Origin of the sequence: Pseudophaeobacter leonis (assembly GCF_002087335.1) — a bacterium.
GTDB lineage: Bacteria > Pseudomonadota > Alphaproteobacteria > Rhodobacterales > Rhodobacteraceae > Pseudophaeobacter > Pseudophaeobacter leonis.
The window spans coordinates 1-20919 of the sequence record NZ_MWVJ01000047.1 but is presented as its reverse complement, the minus strand read 5'-3'; the positions used below and the strand labels follow the sequence as shown (position 1 = coordinate 20919).

Below are 20919 nucleotides of genomic sequence, written 5' to 3'. Positions count from 1 at the left end.
TTTTCGCGGTGCCAGCCAGAGATTGGCGGCAAGTGCTACACATTTGTGCCGGGATCTGACAAATCAGGGTGGGTGAGCGGCCTGGCTTTTGCAATTGTGCCGTCGCGCACTGCCCGCTGGCTGGCCAAAGGAGACCTGGCATGATCACTCGACTGGACCTTTTTATCGATCGCATGGTGTCGCAGCGCGCCTGTCTGGATTTTGGCATCGCTCAGACCGCCGCCCTGTCGGGCCCGGTGTTCGAGCTGGGGCTAGGCAATGGTCGCACCTACCATCACATGAAACACAACGTAAAAGACCGCGATCTCTATGTGTTTGAGCGGGCCGTGGCCTCGCATCCTGACAGCACGCCGCCAGAAGAGCTGACGATCCTAGGCGATGTGCGCGACACCCTGCCCGCAGCACTGGTGCGGTTTGGCGCAACGGCCAGCCTGGTGCATGCCGATCTGGGCGGCCACAACCGCGAAAAGAACGACGCCTTTGCCCGGCTGATCTCTCCTCTGGTAGAGCCGCTTTTGGCGACAGGGGGCCTGATGGTCTCGTCTGGCCGGATGTATTTTGACAGCCTCACCGAAATGCCACTGCCAGCAGAGGCGGTGCAGGGGCGCTGTTTTATCTACCGTCGCGACGCCTGAGGCGGGGGCTCAATTTGGAGAAGGCTCAATTTGGAATGGGACGCAGGGTCACTCTGGCCGTTGCCCGTATCTGATCCCTAGGCTGGCCTGCGACCAAGGAGGCCAGCTGATGATTTTTTATGATTGTTCTACCGCACCCAACCCGCGCCGGGCGCGGATGTTTCTGGCAGAAAAGGGTCTTGCGCCCGAAAGCCACGATATTTCCATCGCCAAGGGCGAGCAACTGGACGCCGCGTTTCGGGCGGTGAACCCGCGCGCCACGATCCCGGTGCTGGTGACAGACAGCGGCGCGGTGCTGACAGAAAACCTCGGTATCGCCGCCTATCTTGAGGCCTATCAGCCAGAGCCTGCCCTGATGGGGCGCAGTGCGGACGAAAAGGGTCTGGTCCTGATGTGGAACGCCATTGTGGAGCAACAAGGCGGGCACCCCATTGCAGAGGCGTTGCGCAATACGCACCCTGCCTTTCAGGGACGCGCCATTCCCGGCCCCGACAACTATGCCCAGCTCCCCGAGCTGGCCGAGCGTGGTCTGGCGCGCACTCAGCGCTTTTTTGCATTGCTGGAAGAGCGGTTGAGCGAGAGCCCCTATCTGGCCGGTGATGAATTCACCCTGGCAGATATCTCGGCCTTTGTGTTTGTTGACTTCGCGCGGGTGATCAAACAGCGCATCCCCGAAGAGAACGCGGCCAGCCTGGCCTGGTATACGGCGATCAAGGCCCGCCCCAGCGCACAGATGTGACAGCCCACAGATGTGACTGTGGGTGTGTGACTGTATATGTGCGACTGTAAATTTCGGACTGGGCATGACTGGGCAATCCCTGCGTCGGGGTGACGTCAGGGCGACAAGACTGGACAACATCCAGCGCTCAAAGCAGGGTGGTGCTGCCCGCCCTTGCCAGAAATGTGATCCCATGCCGCCAAAGCCCGTATTGCATCGTGACGACCCCAGCGCCGCGCCTTTGGTGGGCAATGTCAAAGTCACCCGGGACGACTGGCTGAATGTGGCCATGGATGTGCTGATCACGGATGGGGTCGAGCAGGTAAAGGTGCTGGCGCTGTCCGAACGCCTGAACGTGTCGCGCTCGTCGTTCTACTGGTATTTCAAATCGCGCCAGGACCTGCTGGACGCGCTGTTGAAGACCTGGGAGCAGACCAATACCGCCGCAATGGTGGCCCGGGCTGAGGCTCCGGCCGAGGCCATCACCGGCGCTGTGCTGAATATTTTTCACTGCATTGCCAACCCGGCGCTGTTCAATACGGCGCTGGATTTTGCGGTGCGGGACTGGGCGCGCCGCTCCGGTAAGGTGCGCAGCCTGCTGGACCGCTCAGATGCCCTCAGGCTCGAGGCGCTGACCCAGATGTTCATGCGCTTTGGCTTTGCCGAGCTTGAGGCGATGACCCGTGCCAAGGTCTTGTATTACATGCAGCTGGGCTATGGCATGGCCGAGCCCAATGAGAGCCACGCCCATCGTTTGCAAATGACGCCCTACTACCTCAAGGTCTTTACCGGCTGTGAGCCAAGCGCGTCGGAGCTGGAAGAATTTGCTGATTTCACCAAGAAATACTGGGATATCTGACGTCTGCGCCTTGTGACGAAAGTCAGATAAAAATGGCCCCATGCGGGGCCATTTTCTGTGTCAGAGGGTTTTGAGCAGGCGTTCAGCGCTGGCTTGATGTTTCTTGGCGGCGTCCAGTCGTACGGGGCCATAGCCGCGGATCTCCATCGGTGCGTTCAGGATCTGCAGGCAGGAGCTGTGCTTTTCGCTGCTGTAGTGGGTGGAAACCGTTGTGAGCGCCGCCTCAAACCAGGCCAGCAGGCTGCGGTGCAGGCGGGCTTCTTCGTGATAGCCAAAGGGGTTGAAGCGACTGCCGCGCAGGCGTTTGCCGCGCGTCAGCAGCGAAAGCGCCGGACGCAGCCAGGGGCCGAACGCCATTTTGACGGGCCGTCCGCGGGCATCCTTTTTGCGCGCCAACACGGGAGGGGCCCTATGATAATTGACACGAAAATCCCCTTCGAACTCCTGATCAATCTGATCCTTGAAGTGGTCGCCGGTCATCAGCCGGGCCACCTCAAACTCATCCTTGTAGGCCATCAGTTTGAACAGGGATTTTGCCGCCGCCACGGTCAGCGCGTCGCAGCTGTCAACGGGCAGCAGGCTGCGGAATTTCCCCAGGGTTTCGGTGTAGCGAAGGGCGTAATCCGCATCCTGATAGCCGGCAAGGAAGGCGGCGCGGTGCTCGATCATCTGCTCCAGAGTTTCCTCAGTCTCCTCGGCCTCGGTGTAAAACTGTGACACCAGGGCAGGGTCAACAGCCATGGCGCGGCCAATTACCAGGGCAAGATGGTTTTTCTCAATCGCAACCCCGTTGAGCTCAATCGCCTGATCCAGAGCCATGCCGCTGACCGGTACCAGCCCCTTTTGCCAGGCAAACCCCAGCATCATGACATTGGCCAGAACCGCATCGCCCAGCAGGGCCTCGGCGGCTTCGTTGGCGTTAAAGCCCGCAAGGTTTTCGGGGCCAACGGCAGCGGCAATCTGTTGTTCGCGCACACCGGCCATCAGATCGGCATCGCGGCGCAGCACCAGATCGCCGGTGGGCATCTCGGCGCGGTTCAGCACTATCTTGGTACCGGCGCGATAATGCGCCGAGGCCTTGGGGGCTGAGCTCACCACCACGTCACAGCCGATCACCGCATCGGCGGCGGCCTGATCAATGCGCACCTGGTTCAGGTGTTCGGGCGCGTTTGACAGGCGAATGTAACTAAGACCAGTGCCGAATTTTTGCGCAAACCCGGTAAAGTCCAGCACGCTGGACCCCTTGCCCTCAAGATGCGCCGCCATGGTGATCAGCGCGCCCACGGTGACAACGCCAGTACCGCCGACGCCTGTGACCAACAGATCAAAGGGTTTGTCCAGGCTGGGCAGATCGGGGGCAGGCAGCTGCGCCAGCAGCGCCGCACGATCCAGCCCGGCGGGCCGCTTTTTGCGCCGCGCGCCGCCCTCAATGGTGACAAAGCTGGGGCAAAAACCGTTCAGGCAGGAAAAGTCCTTGTTGCAGCTGGAGAGGTTGATCTTGCGCTTGCGGCCAAAGACGGTCTCCTTTGGTTCCACGCTCAGACAGTTGCTCTCAACCGAGCAGTCGCCGCAGCCTTCGCAGACCAGATCGTTGATGAAGGCGAATTTCTTGGGATCTTCCAGCGTGCCGCGCTTGCGACGGCGGCGCTTCTCGGTGGCGCAGGTCTGCTCGTAGATCAGGATGGTCACGCCTTTGATGTCACGCAGCTCACGCTGGACCAGATCCATCTCAGCACGGTCATGAAAGGTGGTGCCCACAGGGAAGTCGGCGCGGCTGAACTTGTCTATGTCATCCGAGACCAGCGCAATGCGCTCTACGCCCTCGGCGCGGCAGGTCTGGGCAATGCCGGTCACGCGGACGGGGCCATCCACGGGTTGGCCGCCGGTCATGGCGACGGCGTCGTTATAGAGGATCTTGTAGGTAATATTAGTCCGTGCTGCCACCGCCTGCCGGATGGCGAGCGAGCCCGAGTGATACCAGGTGCCCTCACCAAGGTTCTGAAAGACGTGTTTGCCGCCGTTGAACTGCGAGGCCGCCGTCCAGGTGACACCTTCGCCGCCCATCTGCGCATAACCAGAGGTGTTGCGGTCCATCCAGCTGGCCATCACATGGCAGCCGATGCCGGACTTGGCCTCGCTGCCCTCGGGCAATTTGGTCGAGGTGTTATGCGGGCAGCCCGAGCAGAAATAGGGGGTGCGATTGGCGCCGGGCACATTGATCAGCTTTGGTGGTTGGGCCAGCAGGGCGGCGGCCTTGGCGGGCAGGGATTCAGCAGGGAAAAACCCGTCCAGACGCGCGGGCACAATCGGCACCAGCATCAGGGGGCTCAGCTCTACGGTCCAGGGGATCAGTGGCTCGCCCTCACTGTCGTATTTGCCGACCATCATTTTCGGCTTGGTGCCGGGCCAGTCGTAGAAATATTCTTTGAGCTGGCTTTCAATGATGCCGCGTTTTTCCTCAACCACCAGCACTTCGTCCTTGCCGCCCATAAAGCGCAGCGCCTCGGGACGGGCCAGCGGCCAGACCATGCCAACCTTGTAGATGTCGATGCCCAGACGGCGGCAGGTGACCTCGTCCAGACCCAGCAGCCGCAGGGCCTCCATCAGGTCGAGATGGCCCTTGCCCGTGGTAACAAAGCCAAATTTGGCCGCCTCGACGTCATAGATGCGCCGGTCAATCGGGTTGGCCTCGTCAAAGGCGCGCACCGCTTTGATCTTGGCGCGAATGCGGGTCTCGATCTCGGGAGAGGGCAGGTCGGCGCGGCGGATGTGCAGCCCGCCCGGATAGGCGGGCAGCTCTGGATAGCTGAAATCACGGTCCGGCTGCAGGTTGATCGAGCGCGCGCTCTCAACCGTTTCCGACACCGCCTTGAAGCCAACCCAGGTGCCGGAATAGCGCGACAGGGCAAAGCCGTATTCGCCATAGGTCAGGAACTCTGAGACATCTGCCGGGTTCAGCACCGGCATGAACCAGGACAAAAGGCGACGTCTGACTGGTGCGGCATGGAGAAGCTGACGCAGCCGTGGTCATCGCCTGCCACCACCAGCACGCCGCCCTTGGCGGACGAGCCATAGGCATTGCCGTGTTTCAGCGCATCACCCGAGCGGTCAACGCCGGGGCCTTTGCCGTACCACATGGAAAAGACGCCCTCGACCTCGCAATGGGGATCCAGAATGGCCTGCTGCGCGCCCAGAACGGCGGTGGCGCCAAGGTCTTCGTTGACGGCGGGCATGAATTTTATGCCGTTGTCTTGCATGCGCTGGCGGGAGCGCCAGAATTCTAGATCCACCGCGCCCAGGGGGGAGCCGCGGTAGCCCGAGACAAACCCGGCAGTGTTGAGCCCGGCTGTGCGGTCACGGCGGGCCTGATCCAGCATCAGCCGGGCCAGCGCCTGGGTACCGGTGAGAAACACCCGTCCCGTCTCCATGGCGTAGCGGTCTTCAAGTTTGTAGCTGCGAAAATCGTGGCTCAGCTTGGTCATTTTGGGGTCGTCCTTACGGAAAGTGGGCGCGGGCCTGCCTGTTTGTGGCAGGATATTCCGGCTTTGCCGAAAAGATCTGTCTGAATTGCTGGTTTTGGCAGATGATTTGGTTATATTAGCCAAAAAGCAACCCCAAATTGGATGAATTTCGCGACATGCATCAACTGGACGACCGGGACCGACACATTTTGCGGCTGTTGCAGGAAGATTCTCGCATCTCGAATGCGGAGCTGGCAGAGACGGTTGGCATGTCCGCCTCGGCGCTGTGGCGTCGGGTGCGGGTGCTGGAAGAGACCGGCGTGATCGAGCGCTATGGTGCGGTGGTGAGCGCCCCGGCGATGGGGCTGGGGTTTCAGGCCATCGTGCATGTGCATCTGACGCGCCATGATCCGGAAAAACTGGCCGAATTCATTCGCGCGGTTGAGTTGAGCCCGCTGGTGCAGGAGTGCTATGCGACCACCGGTCAGGCGGATTATCACCTGCGCGTGCTGGCTCCGGATCTGGAGGCCTACAACCGGTTTCTGGAGGGGTTTTTGTTCCGTCTGCCTGCGGTTGCCAGTGCCCAGACCAATGTCGTGCTGCGCACCATCAAGCGCGATCGCCCAGTCGTGGCTTAAATAGTGGTGGCCTAGCCAGTCTTCGCCTGACCCGTGGTGCCCTAATAGGCCGTAAAATGCGTCGTGCAGATATGCGACTACATCGCGACAGCCGGGGCTAGCCGATGGCGCATTTGACCCAGACCGCAGTCATCGCAATATAGGTGAGCTGATGCAGGCACTGGTCGGTGCCCATGGCACGCCAGAAAACCGCTTGCTGCGGGTTCAGGTGCCTCTTTTCGGTATACTGCGCCTTGCCGTAGTCGATGTGGAAATGCACCACCCATTCCGCAAGGCAGATCGCCAGAATAAAGCCAACGGGTGCACCCATAATGACAAAAGCGACAACCGAGCCAAGCGCATGGACCCCGGCATGCTGCGCCCGTCCGGAGTGAAGATATACATTGCGGCCGGACAGCATCTTGTGGGTTTGCAAAAAGAAATCAGCAAAAAGATGTTTGATCTGCAACAGGCAGAGCAACAGCAGTACTGATCCGACTATTCCTAGCAAAGCATTCCCCTGTGACAATTTGCTGCTCTGAAACCATAGGGCTTTTTTTGTGACTGGCAAATACTGCGTAGCACAGGTGCCGTAACGGGACAGTGACCTGGGTCACACCTGTACGGATCCGTCTGGCTATAGACCTTTGCCCGCCTGCTATCTGCCTGTCGCCCGTCTGCCATTGCCTGCCGGGGGTAATCCGCGTTAGGCATAGAGAATAATTTTTGCTGCAGCCAAACCGGAGCTGTCCCATAGAAACGTCCCTGTTCCGCTTCATCTGGAAATATTCCAAACGCGACCAAGTGCTCCTGCTGGCGGTCACGACCTGTCTTTTCCCGCTATTGTATCTGACGCTGGAGCTGCCAAAACGGATCATCAACGATGCGATTGGCGCGGCGAGCGACCGGATCGAAATCCTGGGCTATAGCTTTGAGAAGCTTGATTATCTGTGGATTCTCTGTGCCGGTTTTCTGATTTCGGTGCTGGTCCATGGGCTGTTGAAGATGCGCATCAACACCATGAAGGGGGTGCTGGCCGAGCGCATGCTGCGGCGGTTCCGCTACAAGTTGATCACCCGGGTGCTGCGCTTTCCCCAGCCCTATTTTGAACGCGTCAGCCAGGGCGAGCTGGTCTCGATGATCACCTCCGAGAGCGAGCCGATGGGCGGCCTGATGGGCGATGCGGTCAGCCAGCCGGTGCTGCAGGCCGGCCAGATGCTGACGATTCTGTTCTTCCTGTTTACCCAAAGCCCCTGGTTTGGGCTGGCGGCTGTGGCCCTGATCCCGTTGCAGGGCTGGCTCATTCCAATGCTGCAACGCCAGATCAACCTGCTGAACAAGACCCGTATCCACGAGGTGCGGGCACTGGCTTCAGAGATCGGCGAGAGTGCCGCCGGGGCTGCAACCCTGCGTATCAATGGCGGCTGGCGCTACCGGATGGCCGCCATTACGGATCGGCTGGGGCGGCTCTATGACATCCGCTTTGAGATCTATCAGAAAAAATTCTTCATGAAGTTCCTCAATAACTTCATCACCAATCTGACACCGTTTTTCTTTTATGCCGTTGGCGGCTACCTTGTGCTGCAGGGCGATGTCTCGCTTGGCGCTCTGGTGGCGGCTCTGGCGGCCTATAAAGATCTGGCCTCGCCCTGGAAAGAGCTTTTGGCCTATTACAACCAGACACAGGATATGTCGCTGCGCTGGGATGTGATCCTTGAACGGTTCGCACCACCTGGCATGGTCCGCGAAGAGTTGATGTCGGGCGAGCCGGGAGACATTCCGCGTCTCAATGGCGATGTGGTTCTTGACGGTGTCAATGTGCGCGATGCCGATGGCAATCTGGTGCTGGAAGAGCTGAATGCCACCCTTCCGGCCGGAAAGGTCATGGGCATTGCGGCGCCCTCAGAGGAAGATCGGGGTGGCCTGGCAGCGCTCCGGACCCGCGAGGTGCTGCCCGCCACAGGCCAGGTGACGGTTTCGGGGCGGGATATGCGCGAGCTGCATCAGGCCGTTCTGGCGTTGCGCATAGGGCATGTAACCTCGCGGCCTGTGCTGTTTCAGGGCTCGTTTGGCGAGAATGTCATGATGCCGATGCTGCACCGGCCCAGGGGCACTGCCCTGGATCAAAAGCAATTTCAGGCGGCGCAATTGGCCGGCAACAGCGCCGATCCCTTTGATGCGCCATGGCTGAATCCGGAACTGGCGGGCTTTGCCAGTGAGCATGAGTTGCGCGACTGGTGGGTGCAGCTGCTGGCGGGCATTGGCACCGACAGCGCCTTGTTCCGCCGTGGGATGGAACAAAAATTTGATCCTCTGGGGCACCCGCGTTTGGCCCAGTGTCTGGTCGATATGCGTCCCAAAGTGCGCGCCGCCGTGGCCGAAGCCGGTCTGGCCGGGCAGGTGCACGGGCTGGCACCGGATGTCTATAATCCGGCGCTGCCGGTAGCCGAAAACCTGCTCTATGCCACGCTGAGTGAGCCGATAACCGAGGAAGCGCTGCAGCGGCACGTGGAGTTCCTTGACCGGCTGCGCGAGCTGAAACTGGACGACGATCTGGTCAGCCTGACCCGGGACGTGGTGGATATTCTGCGCCAGATCTTTGGCCTGGACGGCACGGATCACCCGCTGTTTCGTAAACTGGGCCTTGATACCAAAGCCTATGAGCGCGCCTCGGCTTTGGTCGACAAGACCCGTGCCAAGGGGGCGGTGGCGCTGGAACGGCATGAGCTGGCACAGCTGATGATCGTGCCCTTCAGCATCTCGGCAGACCAGATCGGCCCGGCCTTCACGGACGATATGAAAGCACGTATCCTCGCCTTCCGCAAAAGCCACGCGGATGAGCTGATGGAGACGCTCTCGGATATTTTCGTGCGCCTTGATGAGGGTCAATTCGCGCCGGGTCTGACGGTTTTGGAAAACGCGCTTTTCGGCAAGATCTCCGACAGTTCCGGCGCCCGTGGGGATGAGCTGCGACGGCTTATTTCAGATGTGCTGGTTGAAAACGGCGCCCGCGATATGGTTGTGGAGCTGATCTTTGATCTGCCCATTGCACTGGGCGGGCAGGGGCTGCCGGCCAGCTATGCCGAACCTCTGGCCTTTGCGCGCGCGACGATCAAGCGCCCGGATATCCTGCTGCTGGATGCGGCCCTGACCAGCTATGATCTCGACACCAGAATCGCAGTGCACAAAAACCTGCGGCGGCTTTTGCCCGAAACAACGCTAGTGTATCTCGATTCCGGCTTTGAGCGGGCGGATGTTTTTGATGTCTTTTACGAGATGCGTCAGGGGCGGCTGGTCAGTGATGTGCCACATCAGGAAATCGTCGAGGACAGCGCTGCCAGCCAGGATCTGGCGCGCAAATTGCGCGCACTTGATCAGACTGAATTGTTCTCGGGCCTGAACCGGCGACAGCTGCGGCTTTTGGCCTTTGGGGCGCGCTGGTACAGTGCCGAGGCGGGGGATGTGGTGTTCCTGAAGGACGATGCGGCCAGCGATGGTGTCTACATGATCATTTCAGGTGAGGCGGGTCTGTTCCTGCCGCAACCGGGTAAAGAGGACCGCAAGATCACCTCGGTCGGCCCCGGCCATCTGGTTGGAGAGCTGGGTCTGATCCGAAGAGAGCCCCGCGCGCTCAGCATGGTGGCCGAGACCGAGCTGTCCTGTCTGCGGATCGGGGAAGAGGAATTCCTTGCCGTGGTGGAGAACGACGCCAATACGGCCTTCAAGCTGCTGCAGGTGGTTGCGGGCTATGTTGCAAACTGATCAGTGTGCAGTTTGCTGCACAGGCAGCTGTGTAGTCAGGCCTGTTTAGTCAGGCCTGTTTAGTCGGGCCTGCTTCGTCCGGGCTGCAGAACTGGCGGTACAGCAGGGCAATGATTTCTTCGGTATTGGGGTTCTTGAGAGAATAGTAAATGGTCTTGCCGTCGCGACGGGTCTGCACCAGGCCTTCGTCGCGCAAACGCGCCAGCATCTGGCTGACAGCAGCCTGACGCATGTCCAGCAAAGCCTCCAGCGCGCCGACTGATTTTTCTCCCGTGCCCAAATGGCACAGAATCATCAGGCGGCCTTCATGGGCCAGAGTCTTGAGAAAAGCGGCGGCCTCGGCGGCGCGCTCTGCCATATTCACTGGGGCTTCCGGCTGCGTGCCTGCGTCGCCCACAGCTGTCTCTGGGGCAGTGGGCGTCTCGTCGAGGGGTTCGGGGGTCTGGAGGGTCACGTGTCCAACATCCTGCGGTGATTGATACCGCTATATTGCCCTATTTTCGTAAGGTAAGACAGCCCCCCTTGTTGTGAGCCCCCCCTTGTCCGCTTGTTGCACCTGTTCGCCTGTTGCGACCAAGAGATCAGCCTTCGAGCGGCGGCGCCCCTCCGGCGAAATTATTGCCGTTTTGATAGTCACAGGGGGCTTCGCGCATGTTCAGGTGCAGATCAGAGCCCGTAAAAGGATGCGCCCTGGCAAGAGCTTCATCGACCGTGATCCCAAGACCGGGGGTCTCGGGGGGCGTGATAAAGCCCGCCTCGACCTTGAGGCTGCCTTTGATCAGCGCGTCATGGAACGGGGTCTCGATGCATTCTGCCATCAGGATATTGGGAATTGAGGTCGCCAGCTGGATATTGGCGGCCCATTCCACCGGCCCGGCATAAAGATGCGGCGCCAGCTGCGCGTTGAACACTTCGGCGAGGGCTGCGACCTTTTTCATCTCCCAGATACCACCGGCGCGTCCCAAAGCGGGCTGCAGGATTTCTGCAGCGCCACTGCGCAACACGGCGGCAAACTCAGCCTTGGTGGTCAGGCGCTCGCCGGTGGCCACCGGGATACGGACGTTGCGGGCCACCCGGGCCATGTCCTCGATATTGTCGGGGGGCGTGGGTTCTTCGAACCAGAGCGGCGCATAGGGTTCCAGCGCTTGGCCCAGGCGAATGGCGCCGCCGGTTGTAAACTGGCCATGGGTGCAAACAAAAGATCCGCCTTGTCGCCAATGTCGCCGCGAATTGCTTTGCAGAAATCGACCGAGAGCGAGATATCTTGCATCGCGGGCATATGGCCCCCGCGCAAAGTATAGGGCCCGGCCGGGTCGAATTTCACCGCCGTATAGCCCTGGCGCACCATCTCGACGGCGGATTCCGCGGCCAGCTCCGGGGAGGTCCCGAACTCATTTATGTCGTGATGCGGCAGCGGGTAGAGATAGGTGTAGGCGCGAATGCGGTCATTCAGCCGGCCACCGATCAGGGCATGCACTGGCCGGTCGCGGTCTTTGCCAAGGATGTCCCAGCAGGCGATCTCTAGCCCCGAAAAGGCACCCATGACGGTGAGGTCGGGGCGCTGGGTAAAGCCCGAGGAATAGACCCGGCGGAACATCATCTCGATGTTTTCGGGGTTCTCGCCTGCCATGTGGCGGGCAAAAACATCCTCAATCACCGGCTTCATGGCCTCGGGGCCGATGGTTGACGCGTAGCATTCGCCCCAGCCCGTGATGCCAGTGTCGGTGGTCACTTTGACCAGGATCCAATACCGCCCACCCCAGCCCGGCGCGGGCGGGGCGGTGACGATGATCTCAAGATCTTGCAGTCTCATGGCGTGGTCCTCGGTCAATAGTATTGGGGCCTCCCCCGCAGAGAGGGCGGCCCCTTGGGGTCTGCCTAGCGGTTGAACAGGATGACATTGCGTTTGGCGCTGCCCGTCTTGGTGTCGGCAATGGCCTCATTGATCTGCTCCAGGCTCCAGCGCCCGGAAATCAGCTCGTCCAGTTTCAGACGGCCCTGCTGATAGAGATCCACCATCCAGGGAATGTCACGCTGAATGACCACATCGCCCATTTTAGAGCCGATCATACCCTGGCCCACAGCGGCCATGATGACCGGCTCATAGGTGGCTTTCTGTCCAGAGTGCGGCATGCCGATCATCACGACCTTGCCGCCATACCCCAAGTAGCGCAGCGCCTGCTCGTAGGCGGGTATGGCGCCGACGGTGACCAGAACCAGATCAGCGCCTTTGCCGCCAAGCGCCTTGAAGGCGGCTGTCCAGGGGGATTTCAGCGTGCCGAGCACGCCGTGGGTGGCGCCAAACTCTTTGGCGATTTCCAGCTTTTCTTCACTCATGTCGACAGCAACGATGCGGCGCGCGCCTGCAATGCGGGCGCCCTGAATGGCGTTCAGGCCCACGCCGCCGGCGCCAATCACCACCACATCCTGCCCGGCCCGCAGCTGCCCGGCATTTACCGCAGCCCCAACGCCGGTGATCACACCGCAAGAGATCAGCGAGGCGGCCTCTTTGCTGAGGGTGTCTGGGATTTTCACGATCTGGCGCTGGTCGACCACCACCTTTTCGGCAAAGGCACCACAGGTCATCGCCTGCATCAGAGCACCGCCGTCAGCGGTTTTCAGGGGGCCGTCGTTGATGGGGTCATAAGGGGTTTCGCAGATCGTGGGCTTGCCGCCTGCGCAGCTGGGGCAGTTGCCGCAGGACCGGATCAGGGTGACAACAACGCTGTCGCCTACGGCAAAACCGCTGACACCGTCACCGAGGTGAGAGATGATTCCTGCAGCCTCATGGCCGTAGACTGCGGGAAGAAACCCGCCCCAGGCACCCTCTGCAAAAGATATGTCGCTATGGCAGATCGCCACCGCGTCCAGCGTGACTTCGACTTCGCCCATGCGCGGGGCCGCCAGTTGCACCTCTTCGATGACCAAGGGTTCGCCAAAGGCATGGCAGACGGCGGCTTTTATGGTTTGCATGGTATTCTCCCTGTTTGATGCACGGTGGCCCGCAGCAAAACTCGCTGCAAGCTGGAAACCGTCAGCCCCGCGTCGTTTTTACGTCACGGAAGAGCGGCTGCGCAGAAAAACAGCTGTGCCGATTACCATCAGCACCAAGGCCAGCAGAAAGGGCGCTCCGGGCAGGTAATAGGCAGTGTCTCTGTCCGAGAAAACGGCAAAGGTGGCCGTCATCATCAGAGGCGAGATAACCATCGACAGCGCATGCGCCGCTGTCATGACACCCTGCAGTTCGCCCTGTTGATTGTCGGCTACGGCCCGCGACATCAACCCCTGCAACGCAGGCTGCACCACCGCACCGAGCGCTGCAATCGGGATCAGCGCCAGCGCCAGGTTGCCGCTTGTGATAAAGGCCAGAATGCCAAATGCAACAAAGTCAAATCCCAGCCCCCAGATCACCGTGCTGCGCTCGCCAACCCAGCGGACCATATAGCGCAGCAGCCCCCCCTGCACGAGCGCCATGGAGATGCCATAGATCGCCAGCGAGATCCCAATCATCTGCGGCTGCCAGCCAAATTGTTCGGCAGTGAAATAGGACCAGATCGCCGGGTAGACATAGATGGCAACGGAATAAAGAAAATAGACCCAGAGCAGCCCCGTGATGCCAGGAATACGCGCCATGGCACGAAAGGCCCCCAGCGGATTGGCGCGCGCCAGTCAAAGGCGCGGCGGGTCTCGTCCGTCACGGTCTCGCGCATCACGAACCAGCCAAAGGCAAAGTTCAGCCCGGCCAGAACGGCGGCGGCATAAAACGGCGCCCGGGTGCCCAGCTCTCCCAGCAGCCCGCCCATGAGCGGCCCCAGTACAAAGCCAGCCCCAAAGGCGGCCCCAAGCAGGCCAAAGTTGGCGGCCTTTTCCGCAGGCCTGGAGATATCGGCAATATAGGCGCCTGCGGTGGCATGGGTCGCGGCGGTGATGCCTCCAATCAGGCGTCCCACCAGCAGCAACCAAAGAGAGCCCGCCAGCGCCATGACCAGATAATCCAGCGTCATCACGAACAAAGACACCAGCAGCACCGGACGGCGTCCCAGCGCATCCGACAGGGAGCCAAGCACCGGGCTGAACAGGAATTGCATCACCGCAAAGGCAGTGCTGAGAATGCCGCCCCAGATCGCCGCATCCGCAAGGCTGCCACCCTGCACCTCAAGCAGCAGGTTCGGCATGATCGGCATGATCAGGCCAATGCCCATGGCATCAATCATCACGGTGGTGAGGACAAAAAACAATGGCAGGCGCATCAATGTCGTCCTTGCTGGCGGGGAGAAGTAACCCCGGCGCGACGCGTCTGCAGGCGCGCCAGGATCACAACGGGGTCACATTGGGGTCAGTCACATCGGGGTCAGTTCACTCGGACACCAGTTCCGCGACTTTCTCGCAAAAACGCAAGGCTTCCGCCGGGGCAGCGCCGAGCTGAGCTGCGGGATCAAACAGCGCATCCCCATCGATCTGCGGGTAGTCGCGCGCCACCAGTTGGCGCAAAGGCTGACCTGTGTCGCCCGCCTCACGACAGAGTGTTTTGACCTGGGCCTGCGCCTCGGGGCGCGGCATCACTGCCGCCAGGGCAAAGCTGAGAGCCTCGGCATGGATCATGTCCAGACCCGAGGCAAGAGCTGCCGTCATGGCAGGCGCATTGGGGCTGATCCCGGCGCAAAGGTCGCGACCGGTGCGCGCAGCACTGGCGGCGCCCAGCACGATCTGCGGCAGGCAAAGCCATTCGCTGAACCAGGCGGCCCCGTCACGCTGATGCTGTTGCAGCGCACTGCCATGCAGGATCGACAACAGCCCGGTGCCCTGCCGCGCCAGTGCCACCAGGGCCGAGGGGGCAACCGGGTTCTGTTCTTGCGGCATGGTGGAAGACGCGCCGGCACCGCCAAGAGAAATCTCGCCAATACCGGTCTGCACCAGCGCGATACAGTCTTCGCCCAGTTTGCCCAACACCAGATTGACCCGCACCATCCACTCCATCAGTCGCAAGAGCGGTGTGCGGTCGCTGTGCCAGCTGCGCTCAGGATCACTAAGACCCAGAGCCTCGGCCATCCCGGCGCGCACAGTGGCGGCTGCGGCCCCAGGGCGCCTGCGGTGCCGGCAGCACCTGACAATGAGATCAGCAGGCAGTTTTTGCGCAGGGCGGGCAACTCGGCCAGAAGGTCAAGCATCGGCGCGCCCCAGGCGTCGACCACTGCGCCAAAACTGGTGGGCGTGGCGTGCTGGCCATAGGTGCGCGCGGGCATGGGCAGGGCGGCATGCGTCTGTGCCAGTTTGCCCAGAGAGGCCAGCGTCAGGTGCAAGTCATCCTCGATCAGTGCCAGCGCCTGGCGCAGCCGCAGCATCAGCGCGCTGTCCATGATGTCCTGCGAGGTGGCGCCCCAATGCACATACTGCGCATGTTCCGGCGCGTTCATCTCGGCGCGAAAGGCGGCGACGAGCCCCGGAACCGGCACGCCGTTTTGCCCGGTAGCCTTGCGGATCGAGGCCGGGTCCAGCGCCACTTCCATCACGGCCCGCCCAATGGCGGCAGCGCTCTCAGTCGGGATGACCCCGGCTGCCCCCTGGGCACGGGCAAGCGCGCCTTCGACCAGCAGCATGGCGCGGGTCTCGGCCGTATCGGTGAACAGGCGACCCACATCGCCAGAGGTAAAGAGGTCGCCATAGATCTGGCTGTCAAAGACGCAAGCCGCCATCAGAAGTCCTTTGCGATGTGCCCGACCAGATCCGCCAGACCTTCCGGGTCGGCGAAAAAGGGCGAGTGGGAGCAGTGCATGTCGTGCACGGAGCCTTGCGGCCAGTTGGTGACCATTGCGGCCTGATATTCCGGCGGAATGGTCTGATCCTGGGTGCAGCGAATATAGGCCTTTGCCGTATCCTGCCAGTTTTTGCCAAGCGTCAGCGGGGTATCCTGCGGCAAAATGGCCTGCGCACAGAGCCGGGGTAGCGCATAGGCCACGGCCTCGGCTGGGCAGTCGTGATAGAATAGGCGCGGTGCCTCAGCAGGATCAATTGTATAGCTGGCGCCATCAGGGTTTTTGATCGCTGCCGCGCCAATAGTCTGGCGCGGGCCGGCCTTGCGCATGTCGATCAGCGACTGGCCAGAGGTCGGCACATAGGCACAGAGGTAGATCAGTCCGCGCAGCGCAGAGGGATCGATCTCGGCGGTGGCAGACATGGGATAGCCGGCCCAGGAATGCCCCAGCACCACGGTCTCTGGCGTTGAAGCGGCAAGAATCGCTTCGGCAGTTTCCTGCAGGGTAACAGTGGCAAGATCGCGGCCGTCATTGTGGCCGGGCAGATCAATGGCACGGGCGCTGTGACCGCGCGCCTCAAGAGCAGGGATCACGTCGCGCCAGCACCAGGCTCCGTGGCAGGAGCCATGGATCAAAAGGAAATCAGTCATTGTGGCCTATCTCTCGCAGAAACTGGCTGAGGCGTGCGGCATATTCACCGGGTTGTTCAACGCAAGGGATGTGTCCGGCGCGCTGGATCAGGTGGAACTGGCTGCCGGGAATGAGATCCACGGTCTCGCGCACCAGATCGGGCGGGGTCGCACCGTCTTCGGAGCCGGCAATGCCCAGGCAGGGCAGGCGCAACCCACTGGTGGGGGTGTAAAAATCGGTCCCGGCAATGGCGGCGCAACAGCCGGCATAGCCCGCGCGCGACTGCTGAACCAGCATATTGCGCCAGAGCTGCAGCTCTGGTTTTGCCTGAAAATCGCGGGCGAACCAACGCTCCATCACCGTGTCTGCCATAGGTTCAATGCCGTGGTCCTGGACCGCTTTGACCCGCTCTTGCCACATCTCGGCGGTGCCGATCTTTGCGGCAGTATTGGACAGCACCAGCGCGCGCACCAGATCAAGGCGTTTGCCCGCCAGCCCCTGTGCGATCATGCCACCAATGGACAGCCCGACAAAGACGCAGTCGCGCAGGTTCAGATGATCCAGCAGCCGTTCTGCGTCGCGCACCAGCGCGCCCATGGAATAGGGCGCAGGCGGACAGGAGGACAACCCATGCCCCCTCTTGTCATAGCGCACTATCTTCAGCCCCGCAGGCAGCCGCGCCACCACATCGTCCCAGACCCTGAGATCGGTGCCAAGGGAGTTGGCAAAAACAATGGGGTTCCCATTGGGGTCGCCATCAATGCGGTAGTGAAGCTGGACATCGCCCAGGTCTGCGATCTGCATGTGGTCTTCTCCGGTCTGTGTTGGGCGCAATCTACGCGGGGTACGGCGCCGGGGTAAAGCCTGCTTTGGCGCAAACTTTGCTTGGCGGCGTTGATGCGACAGAGTGGCCCAGACCAGAGTGGCCCAGACCAGAGTGGAGGCGCGACCTGCGTGTTTCAGCCGGACCAACAGGGGCCTGTGGCTTTAGGCGTAGCGGAGCAGAGCCTGCTGGTAGAGGGCGGCGTAAACATTGCCACCGGTGGCCAGCGCAATAACCGCCTGGCCTTTGAATTCTTCCGGGTGGAACAAAGCCGCTGCCAGCGCAACTGCGCCGCCTGGCTCGACCACGATCTTCAGGCGCAAAAAGGCCAGGGCCATGGCGCGCAGGGCCTCGTCTTCGCTGACAACAATCCCCGGCCCGCAGAGCCGTTTCAGTACCGGAAAGGTGAGCTGACCGGGGGCCGGCGTCAGGATGGCGTCACAGATCGAGCCGGAGATTTCCGCATTGCTCTGGATCTCGCCGCTTTGTAGCGAGCGGGCCACATCGTCAAAGCCCTCAGGCTCTACCGGGCGGACCCGCAGGCCCGGGGCTACGCCTTCAAGCGCCAGCGCCACGCCACTGGTGAGACCGCCGCCACCGCAACAGACCAGAACGTCGGCCTGCGTCACCCCGTCGGCGGCGGCCTGTTTGGCGATTTCAAGCCCGGTGGTGCCCTGGCCTGCAATCACTTCCGGCTCGTCATACGGTTTGATCAGGATGAGGCCACGATCCGCTGCCAACTGATGGCCAATTGCATCACGGTTCTCGCCGCCGGCGCGGTCATAGAGCACCACCTCAGCGCCAAGCGCGCGGGTGTTTGCAATTTTTAGCTGCGGCGCATCCGCTGGCATCAGGATGACGGCCTGAACCCCATGCGCCTTGGCGGCGGCGGCGACCCCCTGGGCATGGTTGCCGCTGGAATAGGCGATGACACCCTTTTTGCGCTCCGCGTCACTCAGGGCTGAGACAGCCGCCCAGCCGCCGCGAAACTTGAACGATCCGGTGTGTTGCAGGCACTCGGCCTTGACCAGAACGCGCCGGCCGGCGATCTCATCCAGAAAGGGAGAGGACAGTATTGGGGTGACGCGGGCATGGCCCTGCAGGCGTTTTGCAGCGGCCTGGATTTTTTCAAAAGAAGACATCAGATTTGCACCAGAACAGAGTGTATCAAGGCAAGCGCTGCGGGCTCATCGAGAAAGGGCACATGGCCACGGCCCGCCAGCTCCACGGCCTGCAGCGCTGGCAGGCGGCTTTGCATTTCCAGATAGGTTTCATGGCTCAACACATCCGAGTTGGCACCGCGAATGACACCGCAAGGCAGGCCCTCAAGCGCCAGAAACAGCGGCCAGAGATCCGGCGTGGGAGCTGCCTCTGCCTGGGCGATCAGGGCCTCGCGCAGCCGCGGGTCATAGCGCAGCATCAGGCCGCCCGCGCTGGCGTCATAAAAGGCCTCGACCTCTTCCCGCCAGCGCTGGGCGGGCACGCCGACAAAGGCAGGGGCCATCAGGGCGGCGAGGGTTTCGGCGGCTTTGTCATAGGTTTTGGCAGCCGGGCGGCGGCCGACATACTGCATGATGCGATTGATGCCATCCGCAGGAATTACCGGGCCAACATCGTTGAGGATCACGGCCGACAGGCGGGATTTGGGGCTGGCAGCCAGCATCATTGCCACCAACCCGCCACGCGAGGTGCCCAGTATGGCGGGTTGCTCCAGACCAAGGTGGTCCATCAGCGCCAGCACATCCTGCGCTTCGCGCAGCACATTGTAGTTCTCGTAGGTATCATCAAAATCAGATTGGCCCCGGCCACGGGCATCCAGCGTGATCAGGCGATAGCGCTGCGCATGCGGGGTGAAGTAGCGAAAATCGCGACTGTCGCGGGTGAGGCCCGCCAGACAGATCAGCGGCTGGCCAGACGCGGTGCCCGTGTCGCTGTATTACAGCGAAAGCCCGTCAGTGGTGGTGAAATAGCTCATAAAGCAAGGCTCTTTTAGGCTGTTGCAAGATCAGGAATGGTCGTGAGATCCGACAGAATATGGTTCGGTTTCCAGGGCAGCCGGTCGACCGGTTCAGCAGCGCGATTTACCCAGGCGGTGGTAAAGCCATAGCCCGCCGCCCCGGCCGCATCCCAGCCGTTGGAGGAGACAAACAGCACCTCGTCGTTGCGGCAGTCAAAGCGCTGGCCTTCCAGGTCATAGACCCGCGAGTCGGGCTTGAAAATGCCGACGCTTTCGACCGAGAGCACATCATCCAGCAGCGCGCCGATGCCGGCCGATTGCACCGCACCAGTCAGCATGTCGGGAGAGCCGTTGGACAGGATGGCTGTTTGCAGCCCTGCCTTTTTCAAGGCCGTCAGCATGGCGGGGACTTCTGGATAGGCCTGCAGCTCCCAGTAGAGATCCAGCAGCCGCTGGCGCAGTTTTGCATCGCCCTCCAGCCCGGTCGCCTCCAGTGCCCAGTCCAGCCCGTCCTGCGTCACCTGCCAAAAGCCGCAGGGCGCGCCTGTTATGGCCCGCAGCCAGGTGTATTGCAGCTGTTTCAGCCGCCAGTGATTGGCCAAAGCAGCCCAATTGTCCTGCAGTTGCGGAAAATCAGGCTCGGTTGCGGCCTGGCGGGCTGCGGCGGCAACATCAAACAAAGTGCCGTAGGCATCAAAAACACAGGTGGTGATAGGCATTGAATTCTCCCTTTTGTGCATCCTGTCATGGGCCTGGCCGAGGCGCAAAGCGCGAACTTGTGATGGATACAATTCCCTGTGATCAGCGCCGACCGACTTGCACCAGTTGAAAAACCTTGTCTGTGGCCGCGACACAGTGTGTCTCCGGTGGTCAGCCCGTTAGTCTCCCTGGTGTGGGTTTACTTTACCACTGGGGCCTGTAGGGTGCCGGCCATTGTAATTTGTACCGGAACTGGAGCTCACATGACCGAGGTAAAAAGCGGCGATACCGTTCGCATTCACTACACTGGCACATTGGCGGATGGCTCTGTCTTTGACAGCTCCGAGGGGCGTGACCCACTGGAGTTCACCGTCGGCACGGGTCAGGTGATCGCGGGCATGGATGGCGGCTTGCCCGGCATGAAGGTTGGCGACAAAAAGCGCCTCGAGATTGCGGCAGAGGATGCCTATGGCCCGGTGAATTCCGAGGCGCGTCAGGCGATCCCGCGCGAAGGCATTCCCGATGACATCCCGCTGGAGCTGGGCACACAGTTGCAGATGCAAAGCCCCGAAGGCCATGTTCTGCCGGTCACCGTGGTCGAAGTCACAGAGGCTACCGTGACGCTGGACGCCAACCACCCGCTGGCAGGCAAAGACCTGAACTTTGACATCGAGCTGGTCTCGATCGGTTAATGCGTTGCACACTCGGCCGAATAGAAACTGGGCTGAACAGAAACTGAGCCGAATAGAAAAGGGCGCCCGCTGAGGCGCCCTTTTTGTCTCTGTCTGGTCTGATGCTGCTGTTACAGGTGCTCTTGCTGCGGCATGCCGAGCACATGAAAGCCGCCATCGACGCGGATGATTTCACCGGTGGTGCAGGCGCCTGCATCCGAGGCGAGGTAGACAGCGGTGCCGCCCACAGCCTCGAGCGTTGCGTTTGAGCGCATCGGCGCGTTTTGTTCCGTGTGCTTATAGCTCTTGCGGGCACCGCCAATGGCGGCACCGG

14 protein-coding genes and 5 pseudogenes are annotated in these 20919 nt (G+C 61.4%); 6 read left to right on the top strand and 13 right to left on the bottom strand.

Going from position 1 to position 20919, the window contains the following annotated elements; genetic code table 11:
• Positions 1–140 precede the first annotated feature (140 nt).
• The 3 genes from B4968_RS11610 to B4968_RS11600 all read left to right on the top strand — a co-directional run bounded on the left by B4968_RS11610 (position 141) and on the right by B4968_RS11600 (position 2212).
• The gene (locus B4968_RS11610; RefSeq protein WP_083099229.1) at positions 141–635 is read left to right on the top strand and encodes a class I SAM-dependent methyltransferase; all 495 of its coding nucleotides are present in this window, start codon (positions 141–143) and stop codon (positions 633–635) included.
• Positions 636–744: 109 nt separating this feature from the next.
• Complete coding sequence (locus B4968_RS11605; RefSeq protein WP_083099226.1) at positions 745–1374, top strand: glutathione S-transferase family protein; 630 nt, start codon at positions 745–747, stop codon at positions 1372–1374.
• Positions 1375–1546: 172 nt separating this feature from the next.
• Positions 1547–2212, top strand: a complete 666-nt coding sequence (locus tag B4968_RS11600) for a TetR/AcrR family transcriptional regulator (protein ID WP_083099225.1) — start codon at positions 1547–1549, stop codon at positions 2210–2212.
• A 60-nt stretch (positions 2213–2272) separates the two neighbouring features.
• Here the strand turns inward: B4968_RS11600 and B4968_RS11595 are convergent.
• Positions 2273–5694 (bottom strand): annotated as a pseudogene (locus tag B4968_RS11595) (indolepyruvate ferredoxin oxidoreductase family protein).
• Positions 5695–5849: 155 nt separating this feature from the next.
• Here B4968_RS11595 and B4968_RS11590 point away from each other — a divergent pair.
• Complete coding sequence (locus B4968_RS11590) at positions 5850–6311, top strand: Lrp/AsnC family transcriptional regulator (RefSeq protein WP_083099270.1); 462 nt, start codon at positions 5850–5852, stop codon at positions 6309–6311.
• A 97-nt stretch (positions 6312–6408) separates the two neighbouring features.
• On the opposite strand, the gene B4968_RS11585 is transcribed toward B4968_RS11590, so the two are convergent.
• Positions 6409–6801 carry a DUF3307 domain-containing protein gene (locus tag B4968_RS11585; RefSeq protein ID WP_139792774.1) on the bottom strand — a complete coding sequence of 131 codons (393 nt, stop codon included), beginning with the start codon at positions 6799–6801 and terminating at the stop codon, positions 6409–6411.
• A gap of 293 nt (positions 6802–7094) precedes the next feature.
• Here B4968_RS11585 and B4968_RS11580 point away from each other — a divergent pair, with 293 nt between their 5' ends.
• Positions 7095–10052, top strand: coding sequence for an ABC transporter transmembrane domain-containing protein (locus tag B4968_RS11580; protein ID WP_083099222.1), 2958 nt, complete (start codon positions 7095–7097; stop codon positions 10050–10052).
• 49 nt (positions 10053–10101) lie between these two features.
• Here B4968_RS11580 and B4968_RS11575 read toward each other — a convergent pair whose 3' ends face one another.
• The 10 genes and pseudogenes from B4968_RS11575 to B4968_RS11530 all read right to left on the bottom strand — a co-directional run bounded on the left by B4968_RS11575 (position 10102) and on the right by B4968_RS11530 (position 19934).
• Complete coding sequence (locus B4968_RS11575; protein ID WP_420916510.1) at positions 10102–10506, bottom strand: ArsR/SmtB family transcription factor; 405 nt, start codon at positions 10504–10506, stop codon at positions 10102–10104.
• 127 nt (positions 10507–10633) lie between these two features.
• Positions 10634–11865: pseudogene (locus tag B4968_RS11570) on the bottom strand (mandelate racemase/muconate lactonizing enzyme family protein).
• Between the two features lie 65 nt (positions 11866–11930).
• Entirely contained in the window at positions 11931–13025 is a 1095-nt protein-coding gene (locus B4968_RS11565) for a Zn-dependent alcohol dehydrogenase (RefSeq protein WP_083099220.1), read from the bottom strand.
• Between the two features lie 78 nt (positions 13026–13103).
• Positions 13104–14302: pseudogene (locus B4968_RS11560) on the bottom strand (TCR/Tet family MFS transporter).
• 106 nt (positions 14303–14408) lie between these two features.
• Positions 14409–15745, bottom strand: a pseudogene (locus tag B4968_RS11555) (lyase family protein).
• On the bottom strand, positions 15745–16455 hold the full coding sequence (locus B4968_RS11550) for an alpha/beta fold hydrolase (protein WP_083099219.1): 711 nt from the start codon (positions 16453–16455) through the stop codon (positions 15745–15747). Before B4968_RS11550 ends, B4968_RS11555 begins: the two are co-directional and overlap by 1 nt.
• On the bottom strand, positions 16448–17239 hold the full coding sequence (gene pcaD, locus B4968_RS11545; protein ID WP_083099217.1) for a 3-oxoadipate enol-lactonase: 792 nt from the start codon (positions 17237–17239) through the stop codon (positions 16448–16450). The genes B4968_RS11550 and pcaD overlap by 8 nt, the downstream gene beginning before the upstream one ends.
• A 183-nt stretch (positions 17240–17422) precedes the next feature.
• Entirely contained in the window at positions 17423–18400 is a 978-nt protein-coding gene (locus B4968_RS11540; RefSeq protein WP_083099215.1) for a threonine ammonia-lyase, read from the bottom strand.
• A pseudogene (locus tag B4968_RS11535) lies at positions 18400–19233 on the bottom strand (alpha/beta fold hydrolase). Before B4968_RS11535 ends, B4968_RS11540 begins: the two are co-directional and overlap by 1 nt.
• A 14-nt stretch (positions 19234–19247) precedes the next feature.
• Positions 19248–19934, bottom strand: a complete 687-nt coding sequence (locus tag B4968_RS11530) for a haloacid dehalogenase type II (protein WP_083099213.1) — start codon at positions 19932–19934, stop codon at positions 19248–19250.
• A 243-nt stretch (positions 19935–20177) separates the two neighbouring features.
• On the opposite strand from B4968_RS11530, the gene B4968_RS11525 reads away from it, so the two are divergent.
• Positions 20178–20606, top strand: coding sequence for an FKBP-type peptidyl-prolyl cis-trans isomerase (locus B4968_RS11525; RefSeq protein WP_083099211.1), 429 nt, complete (start codon positions 20178–20180; stop codon positions 20604–20606).
• Positions 20607–20716: 110 nt separating this feature from the next.
• Here B4968_RS11525 and B4968_RS11520 read toward each other — a convergent pair.
• Positions 20717–20919 (bottom strand): SDR family oxidoreductase (locus tag B4968_RS11520; RefSeq protein WP_139792772.1); only part of this gene is annotated, 203 nt, incomplete at its 5' end.